14 protein-coding genes are annotated in these 15180 nt (G+C 69.2%); 5 read left to right on the forward strand and 9 right to left on the reverse strand.

What is annotated here, in order from left to right:
* The first annotated feature begins 42 nt into the window (after positions 1–42).
* From larE to ABIB25_RS12905, 4 genes are read left to right on the forward strand one after another with little or no spacing between them, the layout of a single operon-like run.
* Positions 43–843 carry an ATP-dependent sacrificial sulfur transferase LarE gene (larE, locus tag ABIB25_RS12890; RefSeq protein ID WP_354529048.1) on the forward strand — a complete coding sequence of 267 codons (801 nt, stop codon included), beginning with the start codon at positions 43–45 and terminating at the stop codon, positions 841–843.
* Positions 836–1528 (forward strand): nickel pincer cofactor biosynthesis protein LarB, encoded by a 693-nt coding sequence (larB, locus tag ABIB25_RS12895; RefSeq protein ID WP_354528865.1) that lies wholly within the window; start codon positions 836–838, stop codon positions 1526–1528. The genes larE and larB overlap by 8 nt, the downstream gene beginning before the upstream one ends.
* On the forward strand, positions 1525–2742 hold the full coding sequence (larC, locus tag ABIB25_RS12900) for a nickel pincer cofactor biosynthesis protein LarC (RefSeq protein ID WP_354528866.1): 1218 nt from the start codon (positions 1525–1527) through the stop codon (positions 2740–2742). Before larB ends, larC begins: the two co-directional genes overlap by 4 nt.
* Positions 2735–3526: a TVP38/TMEM64 family protein gene (locus tag ABIB25_RS12905; RefSeq protein ID WP_354528867.1), complete on the forward strand. Its 792-nt coding sequence runs from the start codon at positions 2735–2737 to the stop codon at positions 3524–3526. Before larC ends, ABIB25_RS12905 begins: the two co-directional genes overlap by 8 nt.
* Before the next feature lie 92 nt (positions 3527–3618).
* Here the strand turns inward: ABIB25_RS12905 and ABIB25_RS12910 are convergent, their stop codons facing one another.
* The 8 genes from ABIB25_RS12910 to ABIB25_RS12945 form a co-directional block, all read right to left on the reverse strand.
* Complete coding sequence (locus ABIB25_RS12910) at positions 3619–3975, reverse strand: hypothetical protein (protein WP_354528868.1); 357 nt, start codon at positions 3973–3975, stop codon at positions 3619–3621.
* A 266-nt stretch (positions 3976–4241) separates the two neighbouring features.
* Positions 4242–4997: an ABC-2 transporter permease family protein gene (locus tag ABIB25_RS12915; RefSeq protein ID WP_354528869.1), complete on the reverse strand. Its 756-nt coding sequence runs from the start codon at positions 4995–4997 to the stop codon at positions 4242–4244.
* 79 nt (positions 4998–5076) lie between these two features.
* On the reverse strand, positions 5077–6153 hold the full coding sequence (locus ABIB25_RS12920; RefSeq protein WP_354528870.1) for an ABC transporter ATP-binding protein: 1077 nt from the start codon (positions 6151–6153) through the stop codon (positions 5077–5079).
* 152 nt (positions 6154–6305) lie between these two features.
* Positions 6306–7658: a M12 family metallopeptidase gene (locus ABIB25_RS12925; RefSeq protein ID WP_354528871.1), complete on the reverse strand. Its 1353-nt coding sequence runs from the start codon at positions 7656–7658 to the stop codon at positions 6306–6308.
* An 87-nt stretch (positions 7659–7745) separates the two neighbouring features.
* The gene (locus tag ABIB25_RS12930; RefSeq protein ID WP_354528872.1) at positions 7746–8276 is read right to left on the reverse strand and encodes a hypothetical protein; all 531 of its coding nucleotides are present in this window, start codon (positions 8274–8276) and stop codon (positions 7746–7748) included.
* 158 nt (positions 8277–8434) lie between these two features.
* Positions 8435–8644 (reverse strand): hypothetical protein, encoded by a 210-nt coding sequence (locus ABIB25_RS12935; protein ID WP_354528873.1) that lies wholly within the window; start codon positions 8642–8644, stop codon positions 8435–8437.
* Positions 8644–9531: a hypothetical protein gene (locus ABIB25_RS12940; RefSeq protein ID WP_354528874.1), complete on the reverse strand. Its 888-nt coding sequence runs from the start codon at positions 9529–9531 to the stop codon at positions 8644–8646. Before ABIB25_RS12940 ends, ABIB25_RS12935 begins: the two co-directional genes overlap by 1 nt.
* Positions 9528–9860 carry a hypothetical protein gene (locus ABIB25_RS12945; RefSeq protein ID WP_354528875.1) on the reverse strand — a complete coding sequence of 111 codons (333 nt, stop codon included), beginning with the start codon at positions 9858–9860 and terminating at the stop codon, positions 9528–9530. Before ABIB25_RS12945 ends, ABIB25_RS12940 begins: the two co-directional genes overlap by 4 nt.
* Before the next feature lie 232 nt (positions 9861–10092).
* On the opposite strand from ABIB25_RS12945, the gene ABIB25_RS12950 reads away from it, so the two are divergent.
* The gene (locus ABIB25_RS12950; RefSeq protein WP_354528876.1) at positions 10093–10932 is read left to right on the forward strand and encodes a hypothetical protein; all 840 of its coding nucleotides are present in this window, start codon (positions 10093–10095) and stop codon (positions 10930–10932) included.
* Between the two features lie 12 nt (positions 10933–10944).
* On the opposite strand, the gene eccCa is transcribed toward ABIB25_RS12950, so the two are convergent.
* Positions 10945–15039, reverse strand: a complete 4095-nt coding sequence (eccCa, locus tag ABIB25_RS12955; protein ID WP_354528877.1) for a type VII secretion protein EccCa — start codon at positions 15037–15039, stop codon at positions 10945–10947.
* Positions 15040–15180 lie beyond the last annotated feature (141 nt).

Consider the following 15180-nt stretch of genomic DNA (forward strand, 5'->3'; position numbering starts at 1 on the left):
CACCCGACCTCGATCGCAGAGGAACTTCCCGTCCCGGAGCGGATGTCGGCGACGTGGCAGGGAGTTCACCGGTTGGGCGTGGCGTTCTCCGGCGGCGTCGACTCGTCAGTGCTGCTGGCGGCCGCGGTTCGCTCGCTCGGGCCGGACCGGGTGCTCGCCATCATCGGCGTCTCGCCCAGCCTGGCCGCCGACGAGTACGCCGGCGCGCTGAGCACCGCGTCCTTCATCGGCGCAGAGATCATCGAGGTGATGACCGCCGAGGGTGACAACGACGCCTACCGCCGCAACGGCCCGGATCGGTGCTTCCACTGCAAGGACGAACTGTTCACCCGCATCGACCACGAGATCCTCGAGCGACACGGACTTGATGCGGTCGCGTACGGCGAGAATGCGGACGACGTGAAGCGTCCCGACCGACCGGGATCGAAAGCCGCGGTAGCCCATCATGTGCTCCATCCACTGGCCGACGCGGGCCTCGACAAGGCTGCGGTCCGTCGACTGGCCCGTTCCTGGCGACTGCCCTGCGCCGACAAGCCGGCCGCACCCTGCCTGGCATCGCGAATCCCACACTTCGAGGAGGTGACCCCGGAGAAGCTGGCCCAGATCGATCAGGCCGAGAGTGCGCTCCGTCGACTGGGTCTGGTGGACCTTCGGGTCCGGCACCACGGCGACATCGCCCGGATCGAACTGCCGGCCGACGATCTGGTGCGCGCCGCCAGCGACCCGCTGCGTCGGTACATCCGGCAGGCCGTTCTCGCTGCCGGATTCCGTTACGCCGTCGTTGATCTCGGTGGCATGATGTCGGGCGCCTTCACCCTGACCGTGCTGGACCACCATGCCTGACGACAGCCTCCCAGAAAATCTCGCCGACAGCTTGGCCGACATCGCCGACCTCGACCTGGACCGCACCCGCCGTCGTGGATACCCGGAGGCGATCTACTGCGAGGGCAAATCACCCGAGCAGGTCGGCCTGATCGCCGCGAACATGTTGCAGCATCGGGGCATCACCACCCTGTTCACCCGCGCGAGCCCGGACCATGCCTCGGCGGTGCTGGCGCATCTCCCCGACGCCCGGTACAGCACGACTGCCCGATTGCTGGCCTGGCCGCCCGAACCACCCGAGCCGACCGGGCGGCCGGTCGTCGTCATCGCGGCCGGTACCTCCGACCTCCCGGTCGCCCGGGAGGCCTACCTGACCGCCCGGTACCTGGGCCGTGCCGTGGAACTGATCGTGGACGTCGGCGTCGCCGGACTGCACCGGATTCTGGCGCGGCTCGAGACCCTCCGGCGGGCCGGTGTTCTCGTGGTCGCGGCCGGGATGGACGGCGCGTTGCCAAGTGTGGTGGCCGGCCTCGTCGAGGCTCCGGTGATCGCGCTGCCCACGTCGGTCGGGTACGGCGCCTCCTTCGGCGGCCTGGCCGCTCTGCTGACGATGCTCAACTCCTGTTCGCCCGGGGTGAGTGTGGTCAACATCGACAATGGTTACGGCGCAGGCTACCTGGCGGCCCAGATCGCCGCCCCGGCATGAAGCACCTCTGGATCGACCCGTCGGCCGGGGTGGCGGGAGACATGCTGCTGGGGGCGCTGCTGGACGCCGGGGCCGAGCTGTCCCTGGTCCAATCGGCGATCGATACCGTGGTGGCGCAATCGATCTCGCTGCGAGTGGAGAGTGTGACCCGAGCCGGGCAACGGGCCACGAAGGCCCACGTCGAACTCCTGGCGCCCGATCCACCGCACCGCACCTGGAGCGCCGTCCGGGGAATGCTCGACGGACTGCGGGAGCCGATCCGCGATCGTGCGCTTGCGGTGTTCGCGAAGCTGGCCGCCGCCGAGGGGCGCGTGCACGGGATTGATCCCGGTCAGGTGCACTTCCACGAGGTCGGTGCCCTGGATTCGATCGCCGACGTGGTCGGCGTCTGTGCGGCGCTGGACGACCTCGGGGTGACCTCGGTGTCGGCCGGACCGGTCGCCCTCGGATCCGGCCGGGTCCGCGCGGCCCACGGGACCATGCCCGTTCCGGTGCCGGCCGTGGCCGAACTGGCCCTCGGCTGGCGGGTCAGTGCCGGCGGCGAAGGCGAACTCACCACCCCCACCGGGATGGCCCTGCTCGCCGCGCTGGCCGATCGCTGCGAGGACCTGCCACCGATGGTCATCGCCCACGTCGGGATCGGGGCCGGGACGCGCGAGGTGGTCGGCCGTGCCAACGTCACGAGGGTGATGGTGGGCGAACTGGTGGAGCGTCGTCCGACCGACGGGGCGGTGGGCAGTGCGGCACTGATCCTGCAGGCGAACGTCGACGATCTGGACCCGAGGCTCTGGCCCGACGTCCTGCACCAGCTGCTGGTATCGGGCGCCGACGACGCCTGGCTGACCCCGATCCTGATGAAGAAGGGCCGTCCGGCACACACGCTGAACGTGCTGTGCGATCCGGGCCGAGCCGACCTCCTGCGGAACCGGATCTTCGACCTGACCAGCACCATCGGCGTCCGCCACCTCGAGGTCGGGAAGTTCGCGCTGCCCCGGCTGACGACCGATCTCGACGTCGAAGGCGGCCCGGTCACGATCAAGGTCGCCCTTCGGGGCGGGGTGGTCAGCCAGGTCAGTGCGGAGTTCGACACGGTCGCCGCGAGGGCGGCCGAACTCGGCCGCAGCCAGCAGGAGGTGATGGTGCTGTCGCTGATGGCCGCCCGGGCCGCGGGCTGGGTCGCCGGCGAGCCGGTTCCCGGTGATCACGATGGCTGACCCGGCTGTCAGGGCGGATCCGGAGAACTCTCACCGGCCGGCCTGGGACGATGGGCCCATGCGGATGCGGCAGCGGGTGATCTGGCAGGCGACCGGCCTGGTGCTGTTGATGGCGGCGATCGTGATCGTCGCCCTCACGGTCGGCCTGCCCGACCTGGATGGGCTGCGCGCCGACCTCGCCCGGATGGGTTGGTGGGCTGGTGTGGTTTTCGCCGGTCTCTACGCCGCGGCCACCCTTTCCCCGCTGCCCAAGACCGTGTTGACGCTCGCCGCGGGTGCGCTCTTCGGGGTGCCAATCGGCCTGCTCCTGGTGGTGGTCGGCGCGAACATCGGGGCTATCGCGGGCTTCGGCATCGGCCGGGTGCTGGGCCGGGAGACGGTGCGCCGGATCGTCGGCGTGCGGTTCGAGCGCTTCGACGCCCTGCTCGAACGGCGGGGCTTCTTCGCGATCCTGACGGCCCGGCTGATCCCCGTTGTCCCGTTCACCGCCGTCAACTACCTGGCCGGACTCACCGTCGTCCGGCTCCGCGACTTCGTGGCCGGCACGGTGCTGGGCATGATCCCGGCCACCACGGCCTATGTCACGGTCGGTGCGTACGGCGCCGAGCCCGGGTCGTGGCCGTTCCTGGCTGCCGTTGGTGCCCTGGTGCTGCTCACCGTGGTCGGCGTGGTGATGGCCCGCCGGCGACGCCGTCCGGCAGCCGATACGGTGCCGGACGGGCTCGACCGGCCCCCGGTCATTCGGGCGTCTGACAGGGTGTCCAGCACGGCGGAATCGCGCTGACCGCCAGGTGAGCTTCTTGCCGTGCCAGGTCCAGGGGGCCTCGACGTGACGGTTCCGCTGGGCGTCCAGCACGGCCTCGGCCGCGGATCCGGTCAATGGCAGGCACTGGGGGTCCAGTCCTGGGTCGCGTCAGCCCGGCCGAACACGGTCGCCCGTAGATCGTTGAACGCCTGCCGGGCCGGCACCTGTTCGGCCGGGAGGTCGATCTGCGACACATCGAAGTCCGCGAGATAGGCGGAGACGCCACGGGTCGTCGTGGTGCCGGCGGCTCGGTAGGCGATGTGGTCGATCGGCCCGTCGGTGACGTCGAGGTCCCTCAAGTCGACCTCGGCCTCCGGCGAGTCGAGATAGTTCTCCGCCAGCGCGGCCAGGACATCCGGGTCGATCCAGCCTGCGGTGAACGTCGGGATCTGGTTCCAGTAGGCGCCGAAGTACTTCGACACCAGCACAGAGCCGTCGTCGTAGACGATCAGGGTCGGGACGGACGTTCCCTTGGTGGGGCAGTAGTAGCTCGGGCTGACGGGTCGTCCAGAACATCGGCTTTGCGCCCGCCGTGGGCCCGGTCAGGGCTACCGGCGGGTGCGGGTGCCGGGCGGCACCGGGGTAGTGGTGGGTGGCGCGCTCGCAGAGCGACGACGGACGAGCGGTTTCGTACGCCGCTCTGACGGGCCGGGTCGCCGATCGGTTGCGGTGCCTGATCACTTCGCAAAACTGTTCAGGCGTCGCGCTTGTTGAGCACGAAAGCGGCCAGGATCCACAGCACGACGGCGGTGGCCAGGAACACCAGTACGCCCTGCACCGGACTCGGAGCGCTCCGGTTGGACAGGAAATCCTGCAATCCGGCGATGTTGCTGGTCGGCGTGACGAACTCGCTGCCCGCGGCGAACGGCAGCCAGGGGCCCACCTTCGGTCCCACCGTCGGGATCAGCGTGAACAACGTCTCCACCAGCAGCGGCCACAGCAGTAGCAGCGTGATCGCTCCGGCCGACTGCCGCAGCAGAGTGCCGACGGAGACCGCGATGACGGCGGCGATCGCGAACAGTGCCGAGTATCCGGCGACCTCACGCCAGACTTCGCCCTGCAGCACCAACGGTTCCGGTGGCTGCTTGGCCAACGCCTTCGTCAGGAAGAAGGCGCCGATGGCAGAGACGAAGCCGACGACGGCCCCGAGTCCGGCAAGCAGGAGGGTCTTGGCCAGCAGCACCGTGGTTCGCTTGGGTGCGGCCAGGAAAGTGCTGCGGATCGTCGAGAAGCGGTACTCGGTGGTGATGGCCAGGGCCGCCATGATCATGAAGATGCTCTGCCCCAGGGCTACTCCGCGCAGGGCGAAGAAGGGGATGGCCTGCCTGCCGCTGTCGCCGAGGCCGATGAGCAGCCCGAAGGCCAACGCGGCCACCAGGATTGCGCCGAGGCACCAGTACGGCGAGCGGGTGGAGAACAGCTTGATCCGTTCCACAGCAAGCAAACTCATGTCTGATCCTGCCTCTTCGCGCGGGCGCTCATCAGTTCATGAGCTCCGCTCCTTGCTCGTACCTCGCGGCGATGCTCGCTCATGTCTGATCCTGCCTCTTCGCTTCTGGGGTCTGGTCAGCGGGCGCTGCGCGGGGCGGGGGGGCCGCGCCGGGTTGGAATGCGCCGGGTTGGAATGCGCCGGGTTGGACCGCGCCGGTCGCTGCGAAGGCGGGGACGCCGGATGGGGTGAGCATCGGGTCGATGCCGGCGGTGAACTGGTGCCCTCCGTACTCGACCGAATCGCCGGTGAGCTGCATGAAGGCCTCTTCCAGCGAGCCCTGGACGCCGGCCAACTCGTGCAACGTGATGCCCGCCGTCCCGGCCAGATCACCGACCCGTTCGATCGGGGTGGCGTGCACGATCAGCGCACCCTCGGCCGGGCTGGTCTGAATACCGTTGCGGTCCAACAGGTCGGCGAGTGCGGGCAGCTGGGGTGACCGCACCCGGACGGTGGATTCGGTTGACTGGGCGATGAAGTCGGCCGTAGCAGCATCGGCGATCAGTCGCCCCTTGCCGATGACGATCAGATGCTGTGCTGTGACGGACATCTCGGACAGCAGATGGGAGGAGACGAAGACGGTCCGGCCGGCGGAGGCGAGGCTGTGCATGAACTGTCGAATCCAGAGAATGCCTTCCGGGTCGAGCCCGTTGACCGGTTCATCGAAGAGCAGGACTTCGGGATCGCCGAGGATGGCGCCGGCCAGCCCGAGTCGTTGCTTCATGCCGAGGGAGAACTTCCCGACCGCCTTCTTCGCGACGGAGCTGAGTCCGACGGTCTCCAGCACCTCGTCGACGCGCTTGACGGAGAGTCCGTTGGACGCGGCCATCCACCGCAGGTGTGACCGCGCACTCCGGTTCGGGTGCACCCAGTTCGCGTCCAGCAGGGCGCCGACCTTGGTCAGCGGCCTGGTGAGCGAGGCGTAGGGCTTGCCCTGGATCAGGGCCTGACCGGCGGTCGGGTTGTCCAGACCCAGGATCATCCGCATGGTGGTGGACTTCCCCGCGCCGTTGGGCCCGAGGAAACCAGTCACGGTGCCGGGTCGGACTGTGAAGGACAGCGTGTCGACGGCTCGAGTAGGCCCGAAGATCTTGGTGAGTCCGGAAACTTCGATCATGGACCCCATCCTGCGCTAGGTCGCCGCCCCCCGCTCCCCGGTTTCCGCGCATACCGAACTGCCCGGCGCAGACAGAATCGCCCGTTTCGGCCCGAAATGGGGGCGAAACGGGCGATTCCGTCTGCGCAGCCGGGGTGGGCCGAGCGAACGGATCAGCCGGTGTAGATCCAGATCCGTCCGGAGCTGTGGCGCTGGTACAGGTGACCGCTGCCGGCGATGATGTCCACGGTCTGGCTGTTGCCGTCGACCTGGAGCCAGCCGGTGTGGGGGGTACCGGTGTAGATCCAGATGTTGCCATTGTCGTGTCGCTGGTACAGCGCTCCGCCGTCGGCCGCGATCTCGACGGTCAGCGGGTTGTTGTCGAGCTCGAGCCAGCCGGTGTGCGGGGTGCCGGTGTAGATCCAGATCCGTCCGGAGTTGTGCAGCTGGTACAGGTTTCCGCCGGCGGCGACGATGCCGACGGTGGCCGGGTTGTTGTCGAGTTCCAGCCAGCCGGTGTGCGGGGTGCCGGTGTAGATCCAGATCCGGCCGTCCTGGTGGCGCTGGTAGAGGTTGCCCCCGTCGGCGGCGATCTGGGCCGTTGCGGGGTTGTTGTCGAGCTCCATCCACCCGGTGTGCGGGGTGCCCGTGTAGATCCAGATGCGTCCGGAGTTGTGCAGCTGGTAGAGGTTTCCGCCGGACGCGACGATGTCGACGGTGGCCGGGTTGTCGTCCAGCTCCAGCCACTGCGGGAACGGATTTCCCCGCGGGTAGACCTGTCCGGCGAACTGCTGGTCCAGGGGATCGATGTCGGTGCCGCCGTCGACCGCGACGGAGTCCTTCATGATCGAGGCCGGCAACCAATAACACATGATGGAAACCGGATCGGCTTTCGCGGTGGCGATCAGGGCGGAGTTGTCCATCGGCGTCAGGACCTGGGCGATGACCTGAGCCTCCGACCAACCCTGCGTCCGTTCGAAGTATTCGAGCGCTTTGGCCCGGTCGATTCGATTGACGATGTCGTCCCTGGTGTGTTCGTGCGGGAACCCGAGCGTGTGACCGGTTTCGTGTCGGATGACCCGGTAGAACTCCGAATCGGCGGTCGCCATCGAGAACCCCTGCAGATTCATCGTCGGCTGGTCGGCGGCGATGTGCAGCACATCCGTGCCGAGATACGACCAGTACCCGTCGGCCGCGCGGTTGATCCGAACCTGCGGATCCGTTGCCGTCTCGAGGAACTGGACGTTGGAGTAGCTGCCCCAGGCGTTCATGTGGGACAGGATGCGGGCGCGGAGATCGGCGGCCGGGCCGTCCATGAACCCGACCGTCAACCGGACGCCGCCGCTACCCCAGTACTTCGAGGTCAGCAGTGCGAGATGGGCCGGTTCGATGACGGTGTCCGGCATGCTCAGTCGAAGTGCCTGCGTGGCAGGGGCATTGGTGGGGTTGATCTCCACGGCAGCGGCCGCCGCGTCGATCCACTGGTCCGACGGCAACACCTTGATACTGCAACTCGGTCGTTCCATGAGGGGTCCTTCCCCGGTAGCGAATGGCGGGTTTCTCCACGCCAATTGCTAGACGGAGCGCCGGACCGGGGGTGAAATACGAAATTGCTACCGGAATTGTCCGGTGGGTTCAGGGACGTCCTCCCGGACATCCACGTGCGCACGCTCTCCGGCCGGAGAATCGATCTGCGGTAGGTCCTTCGAATCCGTCGACGGGATTGTCGGCGCGTCGGACCGACGATCGTGGGGCTGCCGGGTCGGGAAGGCCGAGACGGCCAGCACCAGGCAGCCGACTGCGGCGGGCACCTCGATGAGCAACGCCATCACGAGAGCGAGAGTTCTGGCATGTCCGGGTGCCGAGGTCGTGACGTCGACCCAGGCGTCGAGCGCCAACAACGCCGAGGTGAAAGCCGCCGGCAACGCGCGGTGCGGGCTGCGGCGCCAGAGCAGGACCCCGGTGACGACGAGCCCGACTGCCTCGGCGAGGTCCACTCCGGTCCACATCAGCGACCAGTTCCGCGCCCGGGTCGTGTCGGGCAGCTTGAACGAGAGGTACAGCAGCCACGGGACGAGGAGCAGTCCGCAGAACATCAGGACTGATCCCCATGCCCGGGGTCGGTCGCGGATCCGTGTCAGCACCCTTCCAAGGATAGGGCGACTTCCGGCCGGGTGTCGGTGCAGAAGCTGTGTACCTGCTGTGATGGCCGGTCTGTGCTGATTGCGGCACCCGGACGTCCTGCACAGCGATCGCTATAGCGATCGCTGTGCAGGACGTAAGGCTGGGAAGTGCCGACGGGTCAGTGCTGGCCGATCAGGGAGCCGATCCGCCCACCGACCGCGACGGCCACCACGATGACGATCGCGACGACAAGTGACGCGATGAGCGTGTTCAGCGGCTTGCGCATGTCCCGCGGTCCGCGATCCCGGGCGTGCAGCAGCAGCGCGAGCGCCGTCAGCGACCGGGTCGCGTGGGCCTGCAGGATGACCTTCGGGCGAATCTGGTTCATCAGGCCGTCCCACTCCCGCTGCCGTGGCCGGTCCCTTGGCCGGTCCCTTGGCCGGTCCCGTCGGTCCCTCGGTCCCGGTTGCCGGAATCTGCGGCAGTACCCCCGGGCGGGTCGAGCCGGCGCAGGACAGTGGTTCCGAACCCGCGCTCGTACCCCGGCCTCGGCGTCGAATCGGTCGGCGTCGTCCAGTCGACGTCCGCTGCCTTGGCGGCAGGTCCGGGGGCGTCCGAGGCCAGATCCGGATCGGCGACCTCATCGACCGACCCGTCCTCGCCGGTGCGGATGCTCTGGGCCGCCGTACGCAGCAGCATCTCGAGCTGGTCGGTGAGTTCGGGATGGGCGCTGGCAGTCGAGAGCAGGATGGTCCAACTGGTATCCGGCACCGGCAGGAAGATCTGGAGGCTGGTGAGCGCGGCGATGGCCGCGGTACCGGGCACGACCATCGTCATCCGGTCGCGGTGCAGGATCGCCGGACCGGTGTTGGTGGTGATCTCGGTGACCGTTCCGGTGCGGGGCAGGATGTCGTGCACCCGGCCGAGCGAGGTGGGGCGGCCATCACTGGCGAACGCGATGTGCAGCCCGAAACTCGCCGCTCCGCCTTCCGCCCGCTTGCCGACGGTGATGAGACTGAGGGCGGCCCCGGCCCGCTGGCAGTCGGCCACCAGGCCTTCGAGCAGCGCGACGATCTCGCGACGCTCTTTGGAGCTCACCCGCGACCCACGAAAGGTGGTGTCGATCAGATCGTCGGCCGAACGCCGCCAGGTCCCCGGGTTGGAGTCCAACTGGGACCACGTCGAAGGCACGCGGAGCCAGATGGGGAACGGCGGGAACGGCACCTCCGGGTTGAGCTCGATCCGATCGCCGGCGAGCTCACCGAGTTGCGTCACTGCGGGCCGCTGCCGCCGGCACCGCCGGAACCTCCGGTGCCACCCGGCTGCATCGAGCTGGCCAACTGTGCATCGAACTGAGCGCTCATCGAGCCGATCTGGGTGCTGGTGTCGCCGAAGCCACCGATGTTCTCGCCCAGCTTCTTGACGCTCGCCTCCCACTCCGACCGGAAATGGCCCAGTGCGCTGTTGATGCGGTCCTGGTCCGCGGTGAAGCCGAGGATCTCGAAGGCGTTCTTGGATTTCGAACCGATCTGGTCCGAGATGGTGGTCAGGTTGCTGCCGACGGCTTGCAGGGCCTCGTACGGATACTGGGCGAAATCGGACATCGCTACTCACTCCCCATGTGCGTTCTGCGAACTCGAACTGTTGCAGTGCAGTACTTCTCGTAGTCTGTCGAGCGTTCCCGCCGGGGCAGTCCCGCTGACCGGCACAGGCTGGGACGATCGCTCCGCCCCAGCGGTTCCCGTCCCATGTTGCCAGCATTGGCGGGCGCGGGGAGCCGTTGTCCACATGGGGCAACGCCCGCCGACGGTTCCGCGACCCGGCTACGGTGCAGGGATGAGCATCGACGGCGGCGGGCAGCGCCATCGGGTGGACTGGGGCCGCTCGCTGCTGGCCGGGCTGAACCCCGGGCTCTCCGGGCAGGTCGGCGCCTTTCGCCGCGCAAGAGCCGGGGTGCCGTCCACCGCCCGTGGCCGGACGGTCGCCGTGATAGGTCGCCTTCCGGGCTCGGGGACCAGCACGGTCGCGGCACTGTTGGCCTTGGCCGCGGCCGGGTACACCGACAACCGGGTGACGGTCGTCGAGACCAACCGCGCCGGCGGACGCGGACGGTCGGTGACGGAATTGCTCGGTGGTAGCGGCGACGGCCGGCTGCCTGCGCTCCTGACGGTCCCCGACGGCGAGGCGGTGGCGCGGCGCCGGGTCAGATCGGCGGGCACCCCCGGGGCTGCCGTTCCCGTACTGGCACTCCCCGCCGACGCGGGCAGCTTCGCCCCGCAGGTGCTCGAGCAGACCCTGACCCGACTGCGTCATCGCGCCGATCTGACCATCATCGACACACCCAGTGACCGCGGCGAACCCGTGTTCCATGCCGTACTGCATCTGGTCGACCAGGTGGTCCTGGTGCTCACCGCCGACCGCTCCGCCCCCGCACGGCTCGACGCGGCGCGGCGCTGGCTATCGTCCGCCCCAGGACCGGCCAGGCACCACTCGGTCTGCGTCGCACTGGTCGCGGTCGATCGGCTGGTCCCACGTTGGCGACCCGGCGACCTGCCCTGGGTCCTGGTGCCACGGGATCGGGCGCTGCGCAACGGGCTGCCAGGGCGGATGTCGCGTCGCGCGCTCACCGCCGGACTGGAACTGGTGCGCACCGTCTCCGACGTCCGGCGCGGCTGATCGGGTCCCAGCTCAGTCGATGGCGTCATCCGGCCTGAAGCCCAGCTGGATCAGGCTGGGTTTGCGGCCGCGCCGCACGAGCGTGCCGCGGCCAGGCGGCTGCACGGAGAGATGGACGCCCGGATAGAACGCACCCTCCTGACGGTCTCCCGACAGCAGTAGACCGGTCGCGCCGACCTCGCGGAGACGCTGCGGCACCGGTTCGTAGAGCGAGCGCCCAGCCCCGCCGGAGCGTCGCGCGACGATCATGTGGAATCCGACATCCCTGGCCTGCGGGAGGAACTCGACGAACGGGGCAAGTGGGCCAGCGCCACCCGGCGACAGCAGGTCGTAGTCGTCGGCGATGACGAAGATCTCCGGCCCGCGCCACCAGGACCGCGCACGCAGTTGCGCGGCCGTGACGTCCTCCGGTGGGAGCCGACCCTTCAGCTCGCCGGCGACGCCCCCCGCCATGCCTGCAGCCATCGAGGTGGTGCCGGCGTAGGCGCCGAGGTAGTCCTCCGGAACGACGTCCAGCAGGGTGCGGCGCACGTCGAAGACGGCGAACACCACCTCCTGGTCCGTGTACTTGGAGACCAGGTCGCGGATGATTGTCTTCAGCAGCGACGTCTTCCCGGACTCCGCATCGCCGATCACCAGCAGGTGCGAGTCAGCGCTGCGCCAGTCCAGTTCGACCGGCTTGAGATCCGTCTCGTCCACCCCGATGACGATGCCGCTACGCGGACCGGCGGCCGCCAGTAGCGGCGTCATCTCCACCAGGGTGGGCAGCATCCGGATCGGCGGCACCGACTCGCCGGGCCAGGCCGCCGCGATCTGGGCCACCAACGTCTCGACCGTGCCGGTGCCGGCAACGGACTCGGAAAGGTATGGCAGGCAGGTCTGCACCTGCAGGCCACCCTCGACCAGGCAGCGACCCGGGTTGTCGGCCCGCAGGTTGACGGCCTGCTTGCGCCCGATGACGGAGTCGCCGGGATCGTTGAGCCGGAACTCGATCTTATTGCCGATTGCGGCCTGCAGCTGCATGCGGATGTCGGACCACCGCCCGGCCGTCAGGATGAGGTGGATGCCGTACCCGGGACCGCGGGTACCCAGGTCCTGCACCAGATCGGCGAGGTCCTCGAAATCGCTGCGCAGCACCGGGAAGTTGTCGATCACCAGGAACATGTCGGCGACGGGCAGTTCGGTCAGCCGACCGGCGCGGAACATCGCCCGCATCGCCTGCGGTGAGTCGATGCCGAGCCGTCCGAACAGCTCCTCCCGCTCGGCCATCGCGCCGGCCACCTCGGCGACCGTCCGCCGTACCCGGTCGGCATCCAACCGCGGCGCCACGCCGGCCACGTGTGGCAGACCGTCCAGCACTCGGAGCGCACCGCCACCGAGATCCAAGCAGTAGAAGGAGATCTCACCTGGCTGATGACTCAGTGCCGCCGACACCACGAGCGTGCGGAGCAGATTCGACTTGCCACTCTGGGGGGCCCCCAGAATGGCCAGATGGCCACCCGAGGCCGAGAGATCCAGCAGCTGCGGTTCCTGCTTCTGCTCGGCCGGCTTGTCCAGCAGCCCGATGGCGACCGTGAGTCCACCCGGTGCCGCAACGCCCCGGCCCGGTTCGGTCTCGCCCGGAGCGGCGTGCCGGCTCGTCCCGGGCACCGGCACCACGGACGAGGCTGCCCGCAGGCCGAGCACCGGGTCGATCGTCACCGCGCCGACGATGCGGTCGAGCGTCAGCTCGGCCGGTAGCGGAGGCAGCCAGATCTGGGTGACCTTCTCGCCGACCGCTGCCAGTTGGCGCACCGCGACGTCCAGAACTGTCGGCGCGAGTGCGTCCGGCTCGTCCACCGGGGCCGGACGGTCCGGTTCGATGGCGGCCAGATAGGAGGCGGTGTCATTGAAGAACGGGAAGGGGGCCGGGACGGGAGCGGCGTCGACGACCGTCTCGCCGGTGACCGGCGGGACGTAGGCGCCAGAGACGTAGCCGGCCTTGAACCGCTGGAAGACCGTGGTGTCCACCTTGAGGTAGCCGGATCCGGGGATCGGCGGGAGTTCGTAGGCGTCGCCGACGCCGAGCACGGCGCGCGACTCGCCGACGTTGAACGTGCGCAGCCCGAGGCGGTAGGACAGGAACGACTCCAGCCCGCGGAGCCGGCCCTCTTCCAGGCGCTGGCTGGCCAGCAGCAGGTGCACGCCGATCGACCGCCCGATACGACCGATGGCCAGGAACAGCTCGATGAAGTCCGGCTTCGCCGTCAGCAGCTCGCCGAACTCGTCGATCACCACGAAGAGGTTCGGCAGGGGAGCCCGGCAGGCCGGGTCCCCGCTCTCGCGCCGCCGGTTGTACTCGGTGATGTTCGGCAGGTTGCCGGCGTCGGCGAGCATCTGCTGGCGCCGCTTCATCTCGCCGAACAGCGCGTCGTGCAGGCGGTCGACCAGCCCGGTGTCGTCGGACAGGTTGGAGATCATCGCAGCGCAGTGGGGGGCCTCTTCGAGGCCCGCGAACGTGGCGCCGCCCTTGTAGTCGACGAGCACCATGGACAGCCGCTCCGGTGGATGCAGCATCGCCAGCGTCAGCACCACGGTCCGCAGCACCTCCGACTTGCCGGAGCCGGTCGCACCGACGCAGAGCCCGTGCGGTCCCATGCCGCCCAACGCCGGTTCCTTGAGGTCGAGGTAGACCCGTTCGCCCGCCGGGCCCAGCCCGAACGGCACGCGCAGGAACTCCCCGAGCGGGCGCGGCAGCCACGTGGCCCGGGGGTCGAAGTTGCCGGGATCCCGGACGCCGACGAGATCGCCGAGATCCAGGGTGGCCTCGAGCGGGGCCGACGAGGATGTCTCCTCGACCAGCCGGACGGCCGTCAGCTCTCTGAGCAGCGCCTTCAGGGTCGACGGGCTGATCACGTCCGGGGTGCCCGACCGCGCACCGGCGGCCCGGAGCCTGGACTCGGCATTGTCGTCGTCACCGGCCGGCCGCAGGTCCTCGACGCGGATGCCCTCTTCGTGGCAGGTCAACCTGACGTCGACCCGCTCCGGCTCCGCGGTCGTCGACTCGACCAGGGTGAGAACGCTGATGCCGAGATCGGACGGGGTGACCTCCGGTGGGAGACCGCCGAACAGGTCCCCACCGGGCCCGCCGAGGTCGACCACGACCACGATGGCAGGCCCGAATCTCGCCGGGTTGACGCGCCCGAAGCGACCGGCCCGCACCGCTTCACCGGTGCGACGCGAGATCTCCGGCCCGAGCAGCTGGGCCATCACCTCGGGGTGCTCGGTGGTCAGGCGTTTGGGGGCGGCGCCGTCGTACTCGTCGGGAGACAGGAAGTGCGGCAACCACTTCAGCCAGTCCAGCCAGCCGGCGGACCGTCGCGGTACACAGGTGAACAGGCGCAGTTCGCCGGGCCCGTGCCAGGCCACCAGCTGGGCCAGCGCGGTGGTGACGACCTGCCGCGACGCTCCGGCAGGCCCCACGATCGAGACGCGCCCGCTGATGGGTAGACCGATCGGCATGCCGCCGACGATCCGGTCCCGTTCGACGATCCGGAGCGTTGCCGCGGCCACCACCACATCGGGTTCGGACAGCGGGTCGCGATCGAGCGGCGGCACCACCCGCTGCCACAGCGGGCTCGGGCCGGTCCCCACCCGGGCGATCAGAAAGTCCGGATCCTCCGGACGTCGTTCCCACAGCCGTAGCGGATCGCGGACGAGCTCGGGCAGCAAGGCGGGGTCGGGGTGATGGTGCAGGGCGACCGCGCGCTGGCGACGGACCGAGCCGGCCAGGTCGACGCGCACCCGGTCCAGGTAGTCCAGATACCGTCGTCGCAGGTCGTTCGCCCTCTTGCCGGCCCCGGTGCGTTGGGCCACGAACATCACGATGGCCCCGATGATGGTGGCCATCAGCATGATGCCGCCGGCGATCAGCATCACCGGATTGCGGTTCGCGACGATCATGATCAGTGACCCGGCACCGCCCATGATGGGCATCAGGATCTGCATGACGCCCTGCAGACCCGCCGCTGCATCGGGCAGGGTCGGTGCCGAGAGCAACTCGACCGGCCGCAGGTCGAGCGGCTCCGGCCGCGTCCGCGCCGGACGGTGGATCAATCTCTGGGCCATATCGCCCCCTTGTTGTGATCGGCCATCTCGCCCCTTCGGTCGAACATCCATGACTCCCCTGTGACCGCGCCTAGACTACGGCGGGCCACCGACATCCATGCGGGCCGATGGCTCGCCGGAGATGTCGGGCCAGTCCCGCGG

The sequence above is a fragment of the Nakamurella sp. UYEF19 genome, assembly GCF_040546275.1.
In the GTDB taxonomy this organism is placed as follows: Bacteria; Actinomycetota; Actinomycetes; order Mycobacteriales; family Nakamurellaceae; genus Nakamurella.

Coding starts and splice junctions, on each gene's coding strand:
- larC (WP_354528866.1), top strand. CDS start 1,525: ATGAAGCACCTCTGGATCGACCCGTCGGCCGGGGTGGCGGGAGACATG.
- ABIB25_RS12935 (WP_354528873.1), bottom strand. CDS start 8,644: ATGAACCAGATTCGCCCGAAGGTCATCCTGCAGGCCCACGCGACCCGG.
- larB (WP_354528865.1), top strand. CDS start 836: ATGCCTGACGACAGCCTCCCAGAAAATCTCGCCGACAGCTTGGCCGAC.
- eccCa (WP_354528877.1), bottom strand. CDS start 15,039: ATGGCCCAGAGATTGATCCACCGTCCGGCGCGGACGCGGCCGGAGCCG.
- ABIB25_RS12925 (WP_354528871.1), bottom strand. CDS start 7,658: ATGGAACGACCGAGTTGCAGTATCAAGGTGTTGCCGTCGGACCAGTGG.
- larE (WP_354529048.1), top strand. CDS start 43: ATGTCGGCGACGTGGCAGGGAGTTCACCGGTTGGGCGTGGCGTTCTCC.
- ABIB25_RS12915 (WP_354528869.1), bottom strand. CDS start 4,997: ATGAGTTTGCTTGCTGTGGAACGGATCAAGCTGTTCTCCACCCGCTCG.
- ABIB25_RS12950 (WP_354528876.1), top strand. CDS start 10,093: ATGAGCATCGACGGCGGCGGGCAGCGCCATCGGGTGGACTGGGGCCGC.
- ABIB25_RS12905 (WP_354528867.1), top strand. CDS start 2,735: ATGGCTGACCCGGCTGTCAGGGCGGATCCGGAGAACTCTCACCGGCCG.
- ABIB25_RS12945 (WP_354528875.1), bottom strand. CDS start 9,860: ATGTCCGATTTCGCCCAGTATCCGTACGAGGCCCTGCAAGCCGTCGGC.
- ABIB25_RS12920 (WP_354528870.1), bottom strand. CDS start 6,153: ATGATCGAAGTTTCCGGACTCACCAAGATCTTCGGGCCTACTCGAGCC.